The sequence below is a fragment of the Pseudomonas sp. TE3899 genome, assembly GCF_056279105.1.
This window is the reverse complement of sequence record NZ_JBWBQR010000001.1, coordinates 3,059,690-3,075,533: the sequence shown is the minus strand read 5'-3', so window position 1 is coordinate 3,075,533 and position 15,844 is coordinate 3,059,690. Positions and strand designations below refer to the sequence as shown.

Annotated in this window: 18 protein-coding genes and 1 riboswitch; of the genes, 14 read left to right on the top strand and 4 right to left on the bottom strand. The window is 61.7% G+C overall.

The window, feature by feature from the left end; translation table 11 throughout:
* Positions 1-39: 39 nt before the first annotated feature.
* Entirely contained in the window at positions 40-624 is a 585-nt protein-coding gene (locus ACZ89E_RS14030; RefSeq protein ID WP_476255890.1) for a hypothetical protein, read from the bottom strand.
* A 153-nt stretch (positions 625-777) separates the two neighbouring features.
* Positions 778-1,008: riboswitch (cobalamin riboswitch) on the top strand.
* 81 nt (positions 1,009-1,089) lie between these two features.
* On the opposite strand from ACZ89E_RS14030, the gene cobO reads away from it, so the two are divergent.
* From cobO to ACZ89E_RS13960, 14 genes are all read left to right on the top strand, one after another.
* The gene (gene cobO / locus ACZ89E_RS14025; RefSeq protein ID WP_149656947.1) at positions 1,090-1,701 is read left to right on the top strand and encodes a cob(I)yrinic acid a,c-diamide adenosyltransferase; all 612 of its coding nucleotides are present in this window, start codon (positions 1,090-1,092) and stop codon (positions 1,699-1,701) included.
* A complete protein-coding gene (locus ACZ89E_RS14020; protein ID WP_149656946.1) occupies positions 1,698-2,993 on the top strand; it encodes a cobyrinate a,c-diamide synthase in 1,296 nt (431 codons plus the stop codon). Before cobO ends, ACZ89E_RS14020 begins: the two co-directional genes overlap by 4 nt.
* Positions 2,990-3,646, top strand: a complete 657-nt coding sequence (bluB, locus tag ACZ89E_RS14015) for a 5,6-dimethylbenzimidazole synthase (RefSeq protein ID WP_149656945.1) — start codon at positions 2,990-2,992, stop codon at positions 3,644-3,646. Before ACZ89E_RS14020 ends, bluB begins: the two co-directional genes overlap by 4 nt.
* A complete protein-coding gene (gene cbiB / locus ACZ89E_RS14010) occupies positions 3,643-4,551 on the top strand; it encodes an adenosylcobinamide-phosphate synthase CbiB (RefSeq protein WP_476255889.1) in 909 nt (302 codons plus the stop codon). The genes bluB and cbiB overlap by 4 nt, the downstream gene beginning before the upstream one ends.
* On the top strand, positions 4,544-5,536 hold the full coding sequence (gene cobD / locus ACZ89E_RS14005) for a threonine-phosphate decarboxylase CobD (protein WP_476255888.1): 993 nt from the start codon (positions 4,544-4,546) through the stop codon (positions 5,534-5,536). The genes cbiB and cobD overlap by 8 nt, the downstream gene beginning before the upstream one ends.
* Positions 5,533-6,984, top strand: a complete 1,452-nt coding sequence (locus tag ACZ89E_RS14000; protein WP_463259801.1) for a cobyric acid synthase — start codon at positions 5,533-5,535, stop codon at positions 6,982-6,984. The genes cobD and ACZ89E_RS14000 overlap by 4 nt, the downstream gene beginning before the upstream one ends.
* Positions 6,985-7,087: 103 nt before the next feature.
* Positions 7,088-7,609 carry a bifunctional adenosylcobinamide kinase/adenosylcobinamide-phosphate guanylyltransferase gene (gene cobU, locus ACZ89E_RS13995; protein WP_476255887.1) on the top strand — a complete coding sequence of 174 codons (522 nt, stop codon included), beginning with the start codon at positions 7,088-7,090 and terminating at the stop codon, positions 7,607-7,609.
* Entirely contained in the window at positions 7,606-8,661 is a 1,056-nt protein-coding gene (gene cobT / locus ACZ89E_RS13990; protein WP_476255886.1) for a nicotinate-nucleotide--dimethylbenzimidazole phosphoribosyltransferase, read from the top strand. The genes cobU and cobT overlap by 4 nt, the downstream gene beginning before the upstream one ends.
* Positions 8,658-9,233, top strand: a complete 576-nt coding sequence (gene cobC / locus ACZ89E_RS13985; protein WP_149656939.1) for an alpha-ribazole phosphatase family protein — start codon at positions 8,658-8,660, stop codon at positions 9,231-9,233. Before cobT ends, cobC begins: the two co-directional genes overlap by 4 nt.
* A 2-nt stretch (positions 9,234-9,235) precedes the next feature.
* Complete coding sequence (locus ACZ89E_RS13980; protein ID WP_476255885.1) at positions 9,236-9,973, top strand: adenosylcobinamide-GDP ribazoletransferase; 738 nt, start codon at positions 9,236-9,238, stop codon at positions 9,971-9,973.
* 140 nt (positions 9,974-10,113) lie between these two features.
* A complete protein-coding gene (locus tag ACZ89E_RS13975) occupies positions 10,114-10,518 on the top strand; it encodes a MarR family winged helix-turn-helix transcriptional regulator (protein ID WP_476255884.1) in 405 nt (134 codons plus the stop codon).
* 52 nt (positions 10,519-10,570) lie between these two features.
* On the top strand, positions 10,571-11,779 hold the full coding sequence (locus tag ACZ89E_RS13970; RefSeq protein WP_149656936.1) for an MFS transporter: 1,209 nt from the start codon (positions 10,571-10,573) through the stop codon (positions 11,777-11,779).
* On the top strand, positions 11,776-11,898 hold the full coding sequence (locus ACZ89E_RS13965; protein WP_256672180.1) for a hypothetical protein: 123 nt from the start codon (positions 11,776-11,778) through the stop codon (positions 11,896-11,898). Before ACZ89E_RS13970 ends, ACZ89E_RS13965 begins: the two co-directional genes overlap by 4 nt.
* A 56-nt stretch (positions 11,899-11,954) precedes the next feature.
* Positions 11,955-12,506, top strand: a complete 552-nt coding sequence (locus tag ACZ89E_RS13960) for a glutathione peroxidase (protein ID WP_149656935.1) — start codon at positions 11,955-11,957, stop codon at positions 12,504-12,506.
* Between the two features lie 89 nt (positions 12,507-12,595).
* On the opposite strand, the gene ACZ89E_RS13955 is transcribed toward ACZ89E_RS13960, so the two are convergent.
* The 3 genes from ACZ89E_RS13955 to ACZ89E_RS13945 all read right to left on the bottom strand — a co-directional run bounded on the left by ACZ89E_RS13955 (position 12,596) and on the right by ACZ89E_RS13945 (position 15,000).
* The gene (locus ACZ89E_RS13955; RefSeq protein WP_149656934.1) at positions 12,596-13,867 is read right to left on the bottom strand and encodes an OmpP1/FadL family transporter; all 1,272 of its coding nucleotides are present in this window, start codon (positions 13,865-13,867) and stop codon (positions 12,596-12,598) included.
* 146 nt (positions 13,868-14,013) lie between these two features.
* The gene (locus ACZ89E_RS13950; protein ID WP_133836569.1) at positions 14,014-14,496 is read right to left on the bottom strand and encodes a hypothetical protein; all 483 of its coding nucleotides are present in this window, start codon (positions 14,494-14,496) and stop codon (positions 14,014-14,016) included.
* A 279-nt stretch (positions 14,497-14,775) separates the two neighbouring features.
* Positions 14,776-15,000: a hypothetical protein gene (locus tag ACZ89E_RS13945; RefSeq protein ID WP_003214941.1), complete on the bottom strand. Its 225-nt coding sequence runs from the start codon at positions 14,998-15,000 to the stop codon at positions 14,776-14,778.
* Positions 15,001-15,844: the final 844 nt, after the last annotated feature.

Sequence of the window (15,844 nt, the reverse complement as noted above, 5' to 3'; positions counted from 1 at the left end):
TAATCATAGAGAAGTAAAAAAGCGCGATGGTTCAACCCGTCAACCACGGGCCTCTTTGAACAGCACGGCGATACCGGGGTGATAGTGGCCGGCTTCGTTGCGCAATTTGCGGTAGGCGTAGGGGAAATACCAGGCCACGGCGCAGGTGTGTTCCTTTTGCAGGTCGTCGACCATGTCCTGGAGTTCTTCCGGGGTCGCGCTTTGCTGGGCCTTTTGCGGGGCGACGAACAGGCAGCCGAGTTTCAGGTCGCTGGCGTAGCTGATGCGCTTGGCGTCGCTGGTGATATCGACCAGGGCTTGTGTCAGGTTCAGGCTATTGACCTTGGGCCAACGCTGGGTCGCCTGAAGGTAAGTGCGTTCGTCGCTGGTGGCGATAAACAGGTCGGCGCGGGCATTGCGTTCGCCTTCTTCGACCTGCTTGCGGGTCGGCGTTTGTTGCAGCGTGACCATTTCCGCCATCCAGGCCGCCGCCGACAGCAGGCTGAGGTTGGCCTTTTCGTCAAACCAGTACGGCGTATCGTTGTCGCCGCGCACGGCGTTGTAGCGGTCGATACAGTCAAACCAGCGTTCCAGCAGCGGGCGCAGGAATTCCAGCTTCGGATTGCTGATGATCATGCCTTGCATGTGGCTCACCCTTGTTATTGTGTTGTGAGATGTGGCTCTTTGATATCATCGCTGAGCCTGTGGCACAAGAATAGCGGCAGATAATTGATCGACGGCAGTTATTCGCCCAGTGGCGTCCCGGCTTTAATTGACGCTCCACCCCCAACCCTCTAACCTTCGCGGCTTGTTTCAGGTGCTCTGTGGCTGCGGTCGACAGAGTGAAACAGGGAAGCCGGTGAGTGATTTGCCCCACGTGTGCACAATCACGATCCCGGCGCTGCCCCCGCAACGGTAAATGAGTGAAAAACTGCGCCTAGAGCCACTGTGTTGAAAAACATGGGAAGGCGCGCAGTCCGGTGCAAACCGCTCATGAGCCCGGAGACCGGCCTGATCCATCCAGCGGCATCACGGTGGGCGATGCCAGGCTTCTCGCCGTCTATTCTTGTGCCTGCCCGCCGTTATCCAGCCTCAACGGAGAGCTCCCCCATGACTGATACCCCCGATCGTGACGAACGCCACTTGGCGCGCATGCAGCGCAAAAAAGCCGTGATTGACGAACGCATCGCCAACTCGCCGAACGAATGCGGCCTGCTGCTGGTGCTGACCGGCAACGGCAAAGGCAAAAGCAGCTCGGCCTTCGGCATGCTCGCCCGGTCCATGGGCCACGGCATGCAGTGCGGCGTGGTGCAGTTCATCAAGGGGCGTAACAGCACCGGCGAAGAGCTGTTCTTCCGCCGCTTCCCGGAGCAAGTGCGCTTTCATGTGATGGGCGAGGGCTTCACCTGGGAAACCCAGGACCGTCAGCGTGACATCGCCGCCGCCGAAGCCGCGTGGGAAGTGTCCCGCGAGCTGCTGCGCGATCCGTCGATCGGCCTGGTGGTGCTGGATGAACTGAACATCGCCCTCAAGCACGGCTACCTCGATCTCGATCAAGTGCTCAGCGACTTGCAGGCCCGCCCGCCGATGCAGCACGTGGTGGTCACCGGTCGCGGCGCCAAGCCGGAGATGATCGAGCTGGCCGACACCGTCACCGACATGGGCGTGATCAAGCACGCGTTCCAGGCCGGGATCAAAGCGCAAAAAGGCGTCGAGCTGTGAGTCAACCCCGTCACTGCCCGGCAGTACTGATTGCCGCGCCGGCCTCCGGCCAGGGCAAGACCACCGTCACCGCCGCGCTGGCCCGGTTGCATCGCAATCAGGGGCGTAAAGTGCGCGTGTTCAAATGCGGCCCGGACTTCCTCGACCCGATGATCCTTGAGCGTGCCAGCGGTGCGCCGGTGTATCAACTGGACATGTGGATGGTCGGCGAGCAGGACAGTCGTCGGCTGTTGTGGGAAGCGGCGGGTGAAGCCGACCTGATCCTGATCGAAGGCGTGATGGGGTTGTTCGACGGCACGCCGTCCAGCGCTGACCTGGCGCGGCATTTCGGCGTGCCGGTGCTCGGCGTGATCGACGGCACCGCCATGGCCCAGACCTTTGGCGCCTTGGCGTTGGGGCTGGCGAAGTATCAACCGGACTTGCCGTTTGCCGGCGTCCTGGCCAACCGCGTGGGCACCTTGCGTCACGCACAATTGCTCGAAGGCAGCCTCACCGAAGGCCTGCGTTGGTACGGCGCGCTGTCCCGGGAAACCGGGATCGAATTGCCCAGCCGTCACCTCGGTCTGGTCCAGGCCAGCGAGTTGAACGACCTCGATCTGCGCCTCGATGCCGCTGCCGATGCGTTGGCCAGCAGTTGCGAGGTAGCGCTGCCACCCGCTGTCGAATTCGCCGCCCCGGACGTGATCACCGCTGAACCGTTACTCAAAGGCGTGCGCATTGCCGTGGCCCGTGACGAAGCGTTTGCCTTCACCTACGGCGCCAGCCTGGATCTGCTGCGGGCGATGGGTGCCGAGCTGGTGTTCTTCTCGCCGATCCGCGATACCCAATTGCCCGAAGCCGACAGCCTGTACCTGCCGGGTGGTTATCCGGAACTGCACCATGTGGCGCTGGCGCAGAACACTTCGATGCTGAGCGCAATCCGTGCGCACCATCAAGCAGGTAAACCCTTGCTCGCCGAATGCGGCGGCATGTTGTACCTGCTCGATTCCTTGACCGATGTCGAAGGCACCCGCGCAGAACTGGTCGGCTTGCTGGCCGGGGACGCCGTGATGCAAAAGCGTCTGGCCGCGTTGGCGTTGCAAGCCGTGGAACTGCCGGAAGGCTTGTTGCGCGGACACACCTACCACCACTCATTGACCAGCACCGAGCTGGAACCGATTGCCCGGGGCCTGAGCCCCAACGGCGGGCGCGGGGCCGAAGCGGTTTATCGGGACGGGCGGATGACCGCTTCCTACGTGCACTTTTATTTCCCGTCCAACCCGCAAGCGATGGCGGCGTTGTTCAAGCCATGAAGCCAGAGGATCTTGCGTTCAGCGCGGCTGAGCGCGCGGCGGTCTACCGCGCCATCGGCGAACGTCGCGACATGCGTCACTTCAGCGGCGGCACCGTCGAACCCGAACTCCTGCGGCGCCTGCTCGAAGCCGCGCACCAGGCGCCCAGCGTCGGCCTTATGCAGCCGTGGCGCTTTATCCGCATCAGCGATAAAGCCCTGCGCGGGCAGATCCAGCAACTGGTGGAAGAAGAACGCATCCGCACCGCCGAAGCCCTCGGCGAGCGCACCGATGAATTCATGAAGCTCAAGGTCGAAGGCATCAACGACTGCGCCGAAGTGCTGGTCGCCGCGCTGATGGACGACCGCGAGCGCCACATCTTCGGCCGTCGCACCTTGCCGGAAATGGACATGGCCTCGCTGTCCTGCGCGATCCAGAACCTGTGGCTGGCGTCCCGCGCCGAAGGATTAGGCATGGGCTGGGTGTCGTTGTTCGAGCCGCAAGCGCTGGCCGACCTGCTGGGTTTGCCCGCCGGTGCCAAGCCGTTGGCTGTGTTGTGCCTGGGCCCGGTCAAGGCCTTCTATCCGGCGCCGATGCTGGTGCTCGAAGGCTGGGCGCAGGCGCGTCCGCTCAGTGAGCTGCTGTACGAAAATTATTGGGGAGTGAGTCAATGAGTGTGGCGTTTTTGAGTGTCGCCGCCGTGGCGCTGGATGCGCTGCTGGGTGAACCCAAACGCTGGCATCCGCTGGTGGCGTTCGGTGGTTTTGCCGATCGCATCGAGCAACGATTCAACTCCGGTGGCCGCGGCTGGCGCAGTCATGGCGTCACCGCGTGGGTGATCGCGGTATTGCCACTGACCCTGTTGGCCACGGCGCTTTCGTGGGCGCCTTATGTCGGTTGGCTGGTGGAAATCCTGGCGCTGTATTGCGCCCTCGGCATGCGCAGCCTCGGCGAACACGTCGAGCCGGTGGCCAAGGCCCTGCGCAGCGATGATCTGGAAGAAGCGCGCAAACGCGTAGGGTATCTGGTCAGCCGCCAGACCAGCGAACTGGATAAAACCGAAGTCGCCCGCGCCGCCACCGAATCCGTTTTGGAGAACGGCAGCGACGCGGTATTCGCCGCGCTGTTCTGGTTTGCCGTGGCCGGTGCGCCGGGCGTGGTGCTCTATCGTCTGAGCAACACCCTCGACGCGATGTGGGGCTATCGCAACGAACGTTTCGAACGCTTCGGCTGGGCGGCGGCGAAGATCGACGACGTCCTCAACTACATTCCTGCACGTCTGGTGGCGTTGACCTACGCGCTGCTGGGTAAAACCCGACTCGCACTGAAATGCTGGCGCACTCAAGGCCCGACCTGGGACAGCCCGAACGCCGGCCCCGTGATGGCGGCCGGTGCCGGGGCGCTGGGGGTCGAGCTGGGCGGGGCGGCGATTTATCACGGCGAACTGCATCAGCGTCCACAACTGGGCGAAGGCCCGGCGGCGGATGCCGACTCCATCGACCGTGGCTGGCAATTGGTCCAGCGCGGCGTATGGTTATGGCTGCTGATTCTCTGCGTGGGAGCTGAATTCTATGCTTGAGCACGGTGGCCGTTTACGCAAGGCAGCGCTCGAATACGGCATCGCCGAAGCCGATTGGCTCGACCTCTCCAGCGGTCTGGCGCCGTGGCCGTTTCCGATCCCGGAGATTCCGTTGCGGGCCTGGGCGCGCCTGCCGGAAACCGATGACGGTCTGGAGCAGGCCGCTTGCGATTATTACGGCGCCGCGCAAGTGCTGCCGGTGGCCGGTTCGCAGATGGCGATCCAGTTGCTGCCGCGTTTGCGTCGGGCCGGCAAGGTCGGCGTGCTGTCGCCGTGTTACGCCGAACACGCCGAAGCCTGGCGGCGCAATGGTTACATCGTGCGCGAAGTGCTGGAGCAGGAAGTCGATTTCTTTCTCGACCGCCTCGATGTGCTGGTGGTGGTCAATCCGAATAACCCGACGGGCCTGAGCCTGAGCCCGAGTCGCCTGCTCGACTGGCACTCGCGGCTGGCCCAGCGCGGCGGCTGGCTGGTGGTGGACGAAGCGTTCATGGATAACACGCCGCAGCTGAGCATCGCGCCGTTTGCCAATCAGGTCGGTTTGATCGTGTTGCGCTCCTTCGGCAAGTTTTTCGGTCTCGCCGGGGTGCGGCTGGGCTTTGTCCTGGCCGAGCGCAAATTGCTTAAATTGCTGGCCGAGCAAGTCGGACCTTGGGCCGTCAGCGGCCCGACCCGAGTGCTGGGCCAAGCCTGTTTGCAAGACACCGAAGGCCATGCCCGGCAACGGCTGCGCAGTGATGAGGCCAGTCAGCGTTTGGCCGCGTTGCTGGAGCGCTACGACCTCAAACCCCAGGGCGGTTGCGCCTTGTTTCAATGGCTGATCACCGAACGCGCCGAAGAGCTGCACGAATTCATGGCCCGGCGCGGCATCCTGCTGCGGTTGTTCACGAATAACAGCAGCCTGCGTTTCGGCCTGCCCGCCGATACCGCCGAAGAAGCCCGTCTCGAACAAGCGCTGCAAGCCTTCGCCAAGGAAAGCCAATGACTACGTTGATGGTGCAGGGCACCACCTCCGACGCCGGTAAAAGCACGCTGGTGACGGCGTTGTGTCGCTGGGTTACGCGCCATGGCGTCAGTGTCGTGCCGTTCAAGCCGCAGAACATGGCGTTGAACAGCGCCGTGACTGCCGACGGTGGCGAGATCGGTCGCGCCCAAGCGGTGCAGGCCCAGGCCGCCAATCTGGAGCCGCACACCGACATGAACCCGGTACTGCTCAAACCCAACAGCGATACCGGCGCCCAAGTGATCATCCATGGCCGCGCCGTCACCACCATGAACGCCGTGGCCTATCACGATTACAAAGCCATCGCGATGCAAGCGGTGCTGGCCTCCCACGAACGGCTGAGCGCGGCATATCCGGTGGTGATGGTCGAAGGTGCGGGCTCGCCGGCGGAGATCAATCTGCGGGCCGGCGACATCGCCAACATGGGCTTTGCCGAAGCGGTGGATTGCCCGGTGGTGCTGATCGCCGACATCAATCGCGGCGGGGTTTTCGCTCATCTCGTGGGTACGTTGGAGCTGCTGTCACCCAGCGAACAGGCGCGGGTCAAAGGTTTCATCATCAACCGTTTTCGCGGTGACATCGCGTTGCTGCAACCGGGCCTCGACTGGCTCGAAGCACGCACCGGCAAACCGGTGATCGGCGTGCTGCCGTATGTGATGGACCTGCACCTGGAAGCCGAGGACGGCATCGACCAGCGCCAGACCGACAAGGCTGATCAGGTGTTGAAAGTGGTGGTGCCGGTGTTGCCGCGCATCAGCAACCACACCGATTTCGATCCGCTGCGTTTACACCCGCAAGTGGACCTGCAATTCATCGGCCCCGGCCAGGCGATTCCCGCCGCTGACCTGATGATTCTTCCGGGCTCGAAAAGCGTGCGCAGCGACCTCGCGTACCTGCGGGCCAACGGTTGGGACACGGCGATCTCCCGACACTTGCGCTACGGCGGCAAAGTGCTGGGGATTTGCGGCGGCCTGCAAATGCTCGGCGAACAGGTTCATGACCCATTGGGTCTCGAAGGCGCGCCGGGTTCCAGCGCCGGGCTGGGGTTGTTGGCCTTCGAAACCTTGCTCGAAGAAGAGAAGCAGTTGCGCAATGTGCGTGGGCGGCTGGCGTTGGAGAATGCCGAAGTCAGTGGTTATGAAATCCACGCGGGCGTGACCAGCGGGCCGGCACTGGAGCATGCGGCGGTGCAGTTGGATGACGGTCGCTGTGATGGCGCGCAAAGCCTCGACGGGCAGATTTTCGGCACCTACCTGCATGGCCTATTTGAATCACCTGCGGCGAGCAGCGCGCTGTTGCGTTGGGCTGGATTGCAGGACGTGCAGGACGTGGATTATCACGCCTTGCGCGAGCGCGATATCGAGCGGTTGGCGGATTTGGTGGAGAAGCATCTGGATACCGCGCTGTTGCGTGAGCTCTGTGGGTTTTGAGGTGATTTTGAGGGCGCCTTCGCGGGCAAGCCTCGCTCCTACAGGCGCGAGGCTTGCCCGCGAAGAGGCCCGCAACAACACCGACGATTTTAAGGAATGAACCATGCTCCAACTAATCCTCGGCGGCGCCCGCTCCGGCAAAAGCCGCCTGGCTGAAAAACTCGCCACCGACAGTCGACTCCAGGTCACCTACATCGCCACCAGCCAACCTTTGGACGGCGAGATGAACGAACGGGTCGCCCATCACCGCGCCCGTCGCCCCGCCGAATGGGCGCTGATCGAAGAACCCCTGGAACTGGCCCGCGTCCTGCGCGAAAGCGCCCGCGCCGAGCGTTGCCTGCTGGTGGATTGCCTGACCCTGTGGCTGACCAATCTGCTGATGCTCGATACCCCCGAGCGCCTGATGGCCGAGCGCGATGCCTTGCTGGACTGCCTGGCCTCGCTGCCGGGTGAAATCATTTTTGTCAGCAACGAGACCGGAATGGGTGTCGTGCCGCTGGGCGAACTGACTCGCCGCTATGTCGATGAAGCCGGTTGGCTGCATCAAGCCTTGGCTGAGCGCTGTCAGCGTGTTGTCCTGACCGTCGCCGGCCTGCCCTTGACTCTGAAAGGTACTGCGTTATGACTCAATCCTGGTGGCTGAACCCGTGCAAGCCGATCGATGTGGCCGTCGTCGAACAGGCCGAGGCCCGGCAACAGCAACTGACCAAACCGGCCGGCTCCCTCGGTCGGCTGGAAGCGGTAGCGGTGCAACTGGCCGGGTTGCAGGGACAGGTCAAGCCGAGCCTCGATCAGCTGTGGATCGCGATTTTTGCCGGTGACCATGGCGTGGTCGCGGAAGGGGTGTCGGCGTTTCCCCAGGAAGTCACCGGGCAGATGCTGCACAACTTCGTCACCGGCGGCGCGGCGATCAGCGTGTTGGCGCGGCAGTTGGGCGCGCAACTGGAAGTGGTCGATCTCGGCACTGTCACACCGTCGTTGAACCTGCCTGGCGTGCGCCATCTGAACGTCGGCCCCGGCACGGCCAACTTTGTGAACGGCCCGGCCATGACCGTCGCTCAAGGCGAACGGGCGATGCAGGCCGGTCGCGACAGCGTATTACGCGCCATTGCCAGCGGTGCGCAATTGTTCATCGGCGGCGAAATGGGCATCGGCAACACCACCGCCGCCAGCGCCCTGGCTTGCGCGTTGCTGGATTGCCCGGTGGTACACCTGACCGGGCCGGGCACCGGGTTGAACGCGGCGGGTGTCAGCCATAAGGCGCAAGTGATTGAACGCGCATTGGCGTTGCACGGCGCTCAACGCGGCGATGCGCTGCAAACCCTGTTCAACCTCGGTGGGTTTGAGATTGCGGCGTTGGTCGGTGCCTATCTCGCCTGCGCCCAGGAAGGTGTGGCGGTGTTGGTGGACGGCTTTATTTGCAGCGTCGCCGCGTTGGTGGCGGTGCGTTTGAATCCAGAGTGCCGCGAGTGGCTGCTGTTCGGCCATCGCGGCGCCGAGCCGGGCCATCGTCACGTGCTGGAAACCCTGAACGCCGAGCCGTTGCTGGATCTGGGTCTGCGTCTGGGCGAGGGCAGTGGGGCGGCGTTGGCGGTGCCGTTGTTGCGCCTGGCCTGCGATCTTCATGGGCAGATGGCGACCTTCGCTGAAGCGGCCGTGGCGGACCGTCCGGCATGACTTTGCGCCTGGATCTTTTGCGCCACGGCGAGACCGAGCTCGGTGGCGGCTTGCGTGGCAGCCTCGACGACGCGCTGACCGACAAGGGCTGGGCGCAGTTACGTGCGGCAGTGATCGGGCAGGGGCCGTGGGATCGTCTGGTCAGCTCGCCGTTGCAGCGCTGTGCGCGGTTTGCCGAAGAAATTGGCGCGCAACTCGGCCTGCCGGTGCAGCTGGAAAAAGACCTGCAAGAACTGCATTTCGGCGCGTGGGAAGGACAGAGCACGGCGGTGCTGATGCAAACCAGTGCCGAAGCGTTGGGGCGGTTCTGGACCGATCCGTATTCCTTTACCCCGCCCGAAGCCGAGCCAGTGGCGGACTTTTCTGCGCGAGTATTGGCGGCGGTCGAGCGGCTGCACGCGGCCTATGCCGGCGAGCGGGTATTGCTGATCACCCATGGCGGCGTCATGAAGTTGCTGCTGGCCCAGGCCCGTGGCTTGCCCCGCGAGCAGTTGCTCAACGTTGAAGTCGCCCACGCTTCGTTGCATTCGCTGACGGTCGGCGCCGGCCCGTTGTTACGGGAAGCGCTCTGATCATGTTGCCGTTCTGGATCGCCCTGCAATTTTTGAGCAGCCTGCCGATTCGTCTGCCGGGCATGCCGGCGCCTCAGGCGTTGGGGCGTTCGCTGCTGTTTTATCCGCTGGTCGGCCTGCTGTTCGGCGGTTTGTTGTGGGCGTTGAACGGGCTGTTGTCGGGCGCGCCGCTGTTGTTGCACGCCGCGCTACTGCTGACGGTTTGGGTCTTGCTCAGCGGCGCGTTGCACCTGGATGGCCTGGCCGACAGCGCCGATGCCTGGCTCGGTGGATTTGGTGATCGCGAACGCACCCTGACCATCATGAAAGATCCACGCAGCGGTCCGATCGCGGTGGTGACGCTGGTGTTGGTGTTGCTGCTGAAATTTGCCGCGTTGCTGGCGTTGATCGAGCAGGGGCACGGCGTTGTACTGGTCATCGTTCCGTTGATCGGGCGGGCGGCGTTGTTGGGGTTGTTCCTGACCACGCCTTATGTGCGCGCCGGCGGGTTGGGGCAGGCGTTGGCGGATCATCTGCCGCGTCAGGCCGGTTGGCAGGTGTTGGCGGTCAGTGCGCTGGTTTGCGTGTTGATCGCCGGCCTTTTCAACGGCCTGGTGGCGCTCGCGCTGGCGACGGTGGTGTTTGTCTGGTTGCGGCAGGTGATGATGCGGCGATTGGGCGGCACCACCGGCGATACGGCGGGGGCGTTGTTGGAATTGCTGGAAATGACGCTGCTCGTTGGATTAGCGCTGCTCCCGTAGGAGCGAGGCTTGCCCGCGAAGAACGATAACGCGGTGTGCCTGCGATACCGCGGTGCGTTCTTCGCGGGCAAGCCTCGCTCCTACGGGGCCAGATGTATCAAAAATTTGCTTTCATTCAACCGCGGGTATATACACGCACCATGCTCGACTCTCAATGTTTATGCACCAACCTGCGTCGCGCCGCCCGTGGCGTCAGCAGGCATTACGACGGCGCTCTCGACGGCTTCGGGATCAACGTCGCCCAGTATTCTTTGCTGTGTAACCTGCAGCGACTGGATCAACCGAGTATTTCCACCCTGGCCGAGGCCATGGGCCTGGACCGCAGCACCCTCGGGCGCAATCTGCGGGTGCTGGAGGGCGAAGGGCTGGTGGCGATGGTCGAGGGCGAGGACATGCGCAATCGCATCGTGAGGCTCACCGAGGCCGGCGCCGAACGCCTGGCAGCCGCTTTGCCGGCGTGGGAAGCGGCGCAGCAACGGTTGATCGATCGGCTGGGCGCCGAAAAACGTGAAACCTTGCTCAAATTGCTGAACGAACTGGCTTGAGGCCGGTTTTTTCGATCTTAAGCGGGTATATACCCGCTACCGGAGAATAAGAATGACATCGATGTGGCGTACTTGCGGTTGGGTATTGGTGGGGAGTGCGCTGATACTCGCGTTGTCCTTGGGCGTGCGCCACGGCTTCGGGCTGTTCCTGGCGCCCATGAGTGCCGAGTTCGGCTGGGGCCGTGAGACGTTTGCCTTTGCCATCGCCTTGCAGAACCTGATCTGGGGCCTGGCGCAGCCGTTTACCGGTGCTTTGGCTGACCGCTTCGGCGCAGCCAAAGTGGTGCTGGTCGGTGGCGTGTTGTACGCCGTGGGCTTGATCTGCATGGGCTTTGCCGACTCGGGCGTGACCTTGTCCCTGAGCGCCGGCCTGCTGATCGGCATCGGCTTGTCCGGTACGTCGTTCTCGGTGATCCTCGGCGTGGTCGGTCGCGCGGTGCCGCCGGAGAAACGCAGCATGGGCATGGGCATTGCCAGCGCCGCCGGTTCTTTCGGCCAGTTCGCCATGTTGCCCGGTACGTTGGGGTTGATCGGCTGGCTCGGCTGGTCCGCCGCGTTGTTGGTGCTGGGCCTGTTGGTGGCGCTTATCGTGCCGCTGGTGAGCATGCTCAAGGACACGCCATTGCCGACCCTCGGGCATGAACAAACCCTGTCCGAAGCCTTGCGTGAAGCCTGTTCCCACTCCGGGTTCTGGCTGCTGGCGTTCGGCTTTTTTGTCTGCGGTTTCCAGGTGGTGTTCATCGGCGTGCACCTGCCGGCCTATCTGGTGGACCAACACCTGCCGGCCAGCGTCGGCACCACGGTGCTGGCGTTGATCGGGTTGTTCAATATCTTCGGGACGTATACGGCAGGCTGGCTCGGCGGGCGGATGTCCAAGCCGCGTTTGCTTACCGGTTTGTACCTGCTGCGGGCGGTGGTGATCGGGTTGTTCCTGTGGGCGCCGGTCACGACGACTACGGCGTACTTGTTCGGCATGGCCATGGGCTTCCTGTGGCTGTCCACGGTGCCATTGACCAACGGCACCGTGGCGACCTTGTTCGGTGTGCGAAACCTGTCCATGCTCGGTGGGATTGTGTTCCTGTTCCACCAGCTCGGCTCGTTCCTCGGTGGCTGGTTGGGCGGTGTGGTGTATGACCGGATGGGGAGCTACGACTTGATCTGGCAAGTGGCGATACTCTTGAGCCTGTTGGCAGCCGCCCTGAACTGGCCAGTGCGCGAGCGGCCGGTGGCGCGGTTGCAAACCCAAATGAGTGCGATATGAACAGTCTCTGGCCACGGATCATTGTCGCCGCCGGCGGCGCCTTGTTGCTGGCCCTGGCGTGGTGGGGCTGGCACCAGGGCGGGCTGGCGTTGATGCAGCTGGGCATGGGTGCTTGCTAGGGGGTTGCGAGGGCGAGTAACGTCACCTTCTGACGACTTCTCAAGGATGTACCGACATGCTCAAACGCTGGCTTGCAGTCCCCGCGTTGCTGATGGCGTTCACCGGGCTGGCGCAAGCGGCCGATTGTCCGGAGCTGTTGCAGGGCTCGTTGCCCAAGTTGCGCGCCAAGGAATCCATCGATCTGTGCCAGCGTTTCGCCGGCAAGCCGCTGGTGGTGGTCAACACCGCGAGCTTCTGCGGGTTTGCCCCACAGTTCAAAGGCCTTGAGGCGCTGTATCAGCGCTACAAGGACCAAGGGCTGGAGGTGATCGGCGTTCCGTCCAATGACTTCAAGCAAGAGGCCAAGGACGGCGCTGAGACCGCCAAGGTCTGCTACGTCAACTACGGCGTGACCTTCACCATGACCGAGCCGCAGAACGTTCGCGGTGCCGACGCGACTCACTTGTTCAAAATCCTCGCCGAGCAAAGCAGCGCGCCGAAGTGGAATTTCTACAAGTATGTGGTTGATCGCCAGGGCAAGGTGATTGCCAATTTCTCCAGCCTGACCAAGCCCGACGACCCTGAGTTCATCGAAGCCGTCGAAAAAGCCCTGGCCTCGAAACCCTGATCGACGCCCACTAAAAAGCCCCGCCTCTGGACAAGAGAGCGGGGCTTTTTCGATTCAGGCAGCGAGCGATTCAGGCTCGCCTTGAATCATCAGAAGCGGTAGGTCGCGCCTACACCAAAACCGTTTGCATAGTTTTGATACTTGGCGTCGTAGCTCTGGCCACGATCGTTGCTGTTGGCGACCTTGACCGACTCTTCACGCAGGTACGAGTACGCCACGTCGATGGTCAGGTCGTCGGTCGGGCTCCAGCCGGCGCCCAGGCTGAAAATCTTGCGATCGCCAGTCGGGATACGTGGGGAACGGTCGACGTTGTTGGTCGGTGCCTGGTCGAAGGACAGGCCGGTACGCAGTACCCATTCCTTGTTCAGCTGGTAGGACGCGCCGATGGCGTGAGCCCAGGTGTCGTGCCAGTTCTGTTCTTCGGTAATCGAACCGAATTGACCGTTGAGGATGGCCGGAACACCTTTGTTTTCGACGGTGATTTCTTTCAGGCGGCTCCAGCGCGTCCAGGTGCTGCCTGCGTACAGGGTCCACTTGTCGTCGAGCTGATGAGTAACCGAGAAGTCCACCGATTCAGGGGTGGTCAGGTCCAGCGATGCGTCGTACTTCTGGCTTGGGTTCTGGCCCACGGCAGCGAGGACGCCGTAGTTGACCTTGGTGTTGCCTTCCAGCTTGTACTTCACTTTCGAGTGGTAAGTCAGGCCGACACGAGTGCTGTCGGTGGCTTGAACCAGTACACCGATGTTGTAGCCCAGCGCGGTGTCGTCGCCTTTGATCTTCACTTCACCATCTGGAGCTGCTTGGGTAATCGACAGGTTCGATTCCAGCTTGCCGTCGATACGGTTGATGGTCGGACCGAAACCGATCGACACCTTGTCGTTGAAGGCGTAGCTCACGGTCGGTTGCAGGGTCACGACTTTTACATCGCTGGTGCTGCCGAAGTAGCGGCCGGCAAAACCGTGCTCGTAATCGGTCACCAGACCGAACGGTGCGTACACGCCAACACCGACTGCCCATTTGTCATCGATAGGCTTGACGTAGTAGCCCATCGGTACGGCGATGAACGGCACCATGTCGCCGTCGTGGCTGCCGCCGTTAGGGCTGGAGCTGGACTTGCTGATATCGGTGTGTGCATCGAGCATTGCAGCGCCGCCGGTCACTTGTTCGCGCTTGATGCGCGACATGCCGGCAGGGTTGCCAAAAATTGTGCTTGCGTCATCGGCAGATGAAGATCGCCCGGCAAAACCTGTACCCATACCGCTGATGCTTTGTTCGTTGATGGCGAAGCCACTTGCGAAGAGCTGGGTGGATGCCAAGGTAACGGCGAGGCTAAGGGTGGTTTTGAGCATTACTTTTTTCATTATTAGAACTCCTGGTGATCACCGGGGCGAAAATTACCAACATTTTCGTCCCAGCGCTATAGCCTGTATGGGTTGAGTTAGAGCGGTTTTGTAGGACAATCAGACCAGAATCGCTACCGGTTGTGGGATCTTGTGCAACCGGGTGGTCAGCAAGCGACCTGATTCAGCGATGAAACACAGGTCTGCCAGGCACAAGTGAAGTCGCGCAGGCGTCCCTGGGGCTGGAAGGTCTGGCGCCAGATTCGGGCCATGCCCAGCACATCATCGGGATCGGGGAGGGGAGTGTTTTGTTCTTCTACCAACAGCCAGGCGATGGCGGTGGCGTAACGCAGGTTGACGGTCAATTCCAGGTGCGGACTGCTTAAAAAGGCGTGCTGGCTGGCCAGGCCACGCACCAGGCTCGCCCGTTCAGGGTCGAGGGCCAGGTAGTGATCCCAGAGGGCACGGTGGCGGGGTTCGGCGATTCTATACAGGCCATGTCCACGGCGGTCATGCAGGGCGGAGCCAAGGGCTGACTGGCTGGCGGCGATGCCCAGCAGCAGGGATTCGGCAGTTGCGCTATGGCGCCCGAGGTAGATCAAGGTCGGGCGAATCACATAACGGCACAGTTCGCTGGCAGCGATACCCATAAAGCCCTCGAAACATGAAATGGGCGGCGATACCTGAATGGGGGGGCTTTGGCAGCAGTGAATCGACTCAGGCTCGCCGGAAGCGGATCAAGCCGCTTGAGTTGAAGTGTAGTGTCATATTCGCGCCGTAAAGGCCTGTTTTTAAAATATTTCCGGCAGCCAGTTATAACCGTTATATCGGTTAGTACTTAGGCCGAGGGGGAGAAAAGAGAAATATCAGGCAATAAAAAGCCCCGCTTTTTGAGCAGGGCTTTTGCGGTTTTCAGTCTTTCTGGCGTCTCAGGCAACCAGTGCCTGGCGAGTACGATCGATCACGGCCTGCAGCGGTTCAGCGCTGGAGTATTGATCGGGGTACAGGCGTTCGCTGTGACGAGCGATGCCGTGTTCGTTGACCAGAGTGAAGCTGAAGCAGCCTTTGCGAGCGGCCATGATCAGGCAATTCATTGGTGCAAAAGCGTTGGTTAGGGTGCGAATGGCATCCTGAGTGTGGATTTGAGTAGACATTATTAGGTGTTCCTACAAGCGACACGGAGTAAGAGCCGTGCAAAATTTAAACGTTCCAGTGACGACGACCACCGTTGGTCGAACGAAGAACCCGACTGGAACAAAGCAGACAGTTTGAAGCGCTGATAATTGGCGCGCTTGGGCTGGCAGGTAGGTACTTAGGAGGGCAGGCAACACATCAAGGGCAAAGGTTCTGGGCCCGGGGTGAAGATCCTGATCAATTTGCAGGCTGGTTCGGTCAGAGTAAGTGAGCTTCGCAACACCCTTTGCATTCATTTCAAAGGCAGTGTTGACACAAGGTTTACCTGGAAACCATCGAGGTGGTCGATCCCGCTTTGTCGGTGGAGGCTTCTCTAAGGGAAGGCTGACCGGGGGGATTTGTTCGACCAGAATTGACTTTCAGCTTGGTACTAACGCTGCGGATACTAACGGATTGAATTTGAGAAAGGAAGTGTGTCAGCAAAAAAAGTTTTCTTCAGGCTTGTAGCGGCAGCGAAGCAGTCGAACGCAGCCTCGCGTCGCTCGGCAGCGGCTACGGGGCCATGCGCCAGTCAGGCTTATCCCCAGGCTTGGCTGCAAAATGCGCCGAAAAAGTGCATCGATATAACCACCGCGAAGGTACTTGTGCACATTAGTTGCGCAGACTGTCACGCCGCTGTCACCTTGGCATCAAACCCGGTAGGTGCCTGTAATGAAAATTTAAGTCAATGAAAAACATCGCTTTTTTTTACTGGTGAAAAAATCGTCAGTTTGACTGCGAGCCCCATTCCACAGGGCTTTGCGAGAGTTCAAGGTGGGTTGTCCACTGAGTTATCCACAGCTTCTGTGGATTGTCCCAAGCGCT

Bases quoted from the DNA above. Each gene is read 5' to 3' on its own strand.
- ACZ89E_RS14030 (WP_476255890.1), bottom strand. From the start codon at position 624: ATGCAAGGCATGATCATCAGCAATCCGAAGCTGGAATTCCTGCGCCCG.
- cobO (WP_149656947.1), top strand. From the start codon at position 1,090: ATGACTGATACCCCCGATCGTGACGAACGCCACTTGGCGCGCATGCAG.
- bluB (WP_149656945.1), top strand. From the start codon at position 2,990: ATGAAGCCAGAGGATCTTGCGTTCAGCGCGGCTGAGCGCGCGGCGGTC.
- cbiB (WP_476255889.1), top strand. From the start codon at position 3,643: ATGAGTGTGGCGTTTTTGAGTGTCGCCGCCGTGGCGCTGGATGCGCTG.
- cobD (WP_476255888.1), top strand. From the start codon at position 4,544: ATGCTTGAGCACGGTGGCCGTTTACGCAAGGCAGCGCTCGAATACGGC.
- ACZ89E_RS14000 (WP_463259801.1), top strand. From the start codon at position 5,533: ATGACTACGTTGATGGTGCAGGGCACCACCTCCGACGCCGGTAAAAGC.
- cobU (WP_476255887.1), top strand. From the start codon at position 7,088: ATGCTCCAACTAATCCTCGGCGGCGCCCGCTCCGGCAAAAGCCGCCTG.
- cobT (WP_476255886.1), top strand. From the start codon at position 7,606: ATGACTCAATCCTGGTGGCTGAACCCGTGCAAGCCGATCGATGTGGCC.
- cobC (WP_149656939.1), top strand. From the start codon at position 8,658: ATGACTTTGCGCCTGGATCTTTTGCGCCACGGCGAGACCGAGCTCGGT.
- ACZ89E_RS13980 (WP_476255885.1), top strand. From the start codon at position 9,236: ATGTTGCCGTTCTGGATCGCCCTGCAATTTTTGAGCAGCCTGCCGATT.
- ACZ89E_RS13975 (WP_476255884.1), top strand. From the start codon at position 10,114: ATGCTCGACTCTCAATGTTTATGCACCAACCTGCGTCGCGCCGCCCGT.
- ACZ89E_RS13970 (WP_149656936.1), top strand. From the start codon at position 10,571: ATGACATCGATGTGGCGTACTTGCGGTTGGGTATTGGTGGGGAGTGCG.
- ACZ89E_RS13965 (WP_256672180.1), top strand. From the start codon at position 11,776: ATGAACAGTCTCTGGCCACGGATCATTGTCGCCGCCGGCGGCGCCTTG.
- ACZ89E_RS13960 (WP_149656935.1), top strand. From the start codon at position 11,955: ATGCTCAAACGCTGGCTTGCAGTCCCCGCGTTGCTGATGGCGTTCACC.
- ACZ89E_RS13955 (WP_149656934.1), bottom strand. From the start codon at position 13,867: ATGAAAAAAGTAATGCTCAAAACCACCCTTAGCCTCGCCGTTACCTTG.
- ACZ89E_RS13950 (WP_133836569.1), bottom strand. From the start codon at position 14,496: ATGGGTATCGCTGCCAGCGAACTGTGCCGTTATGTGATTCGCCCGACC.
- ACZ89E_RS13945 (WP_003214941.1), bottom strand. From the start codon at position 15,000: ATGTCTACTCAAATCCACACTCAGGATGCCATTCGCACCCTAACCAAC.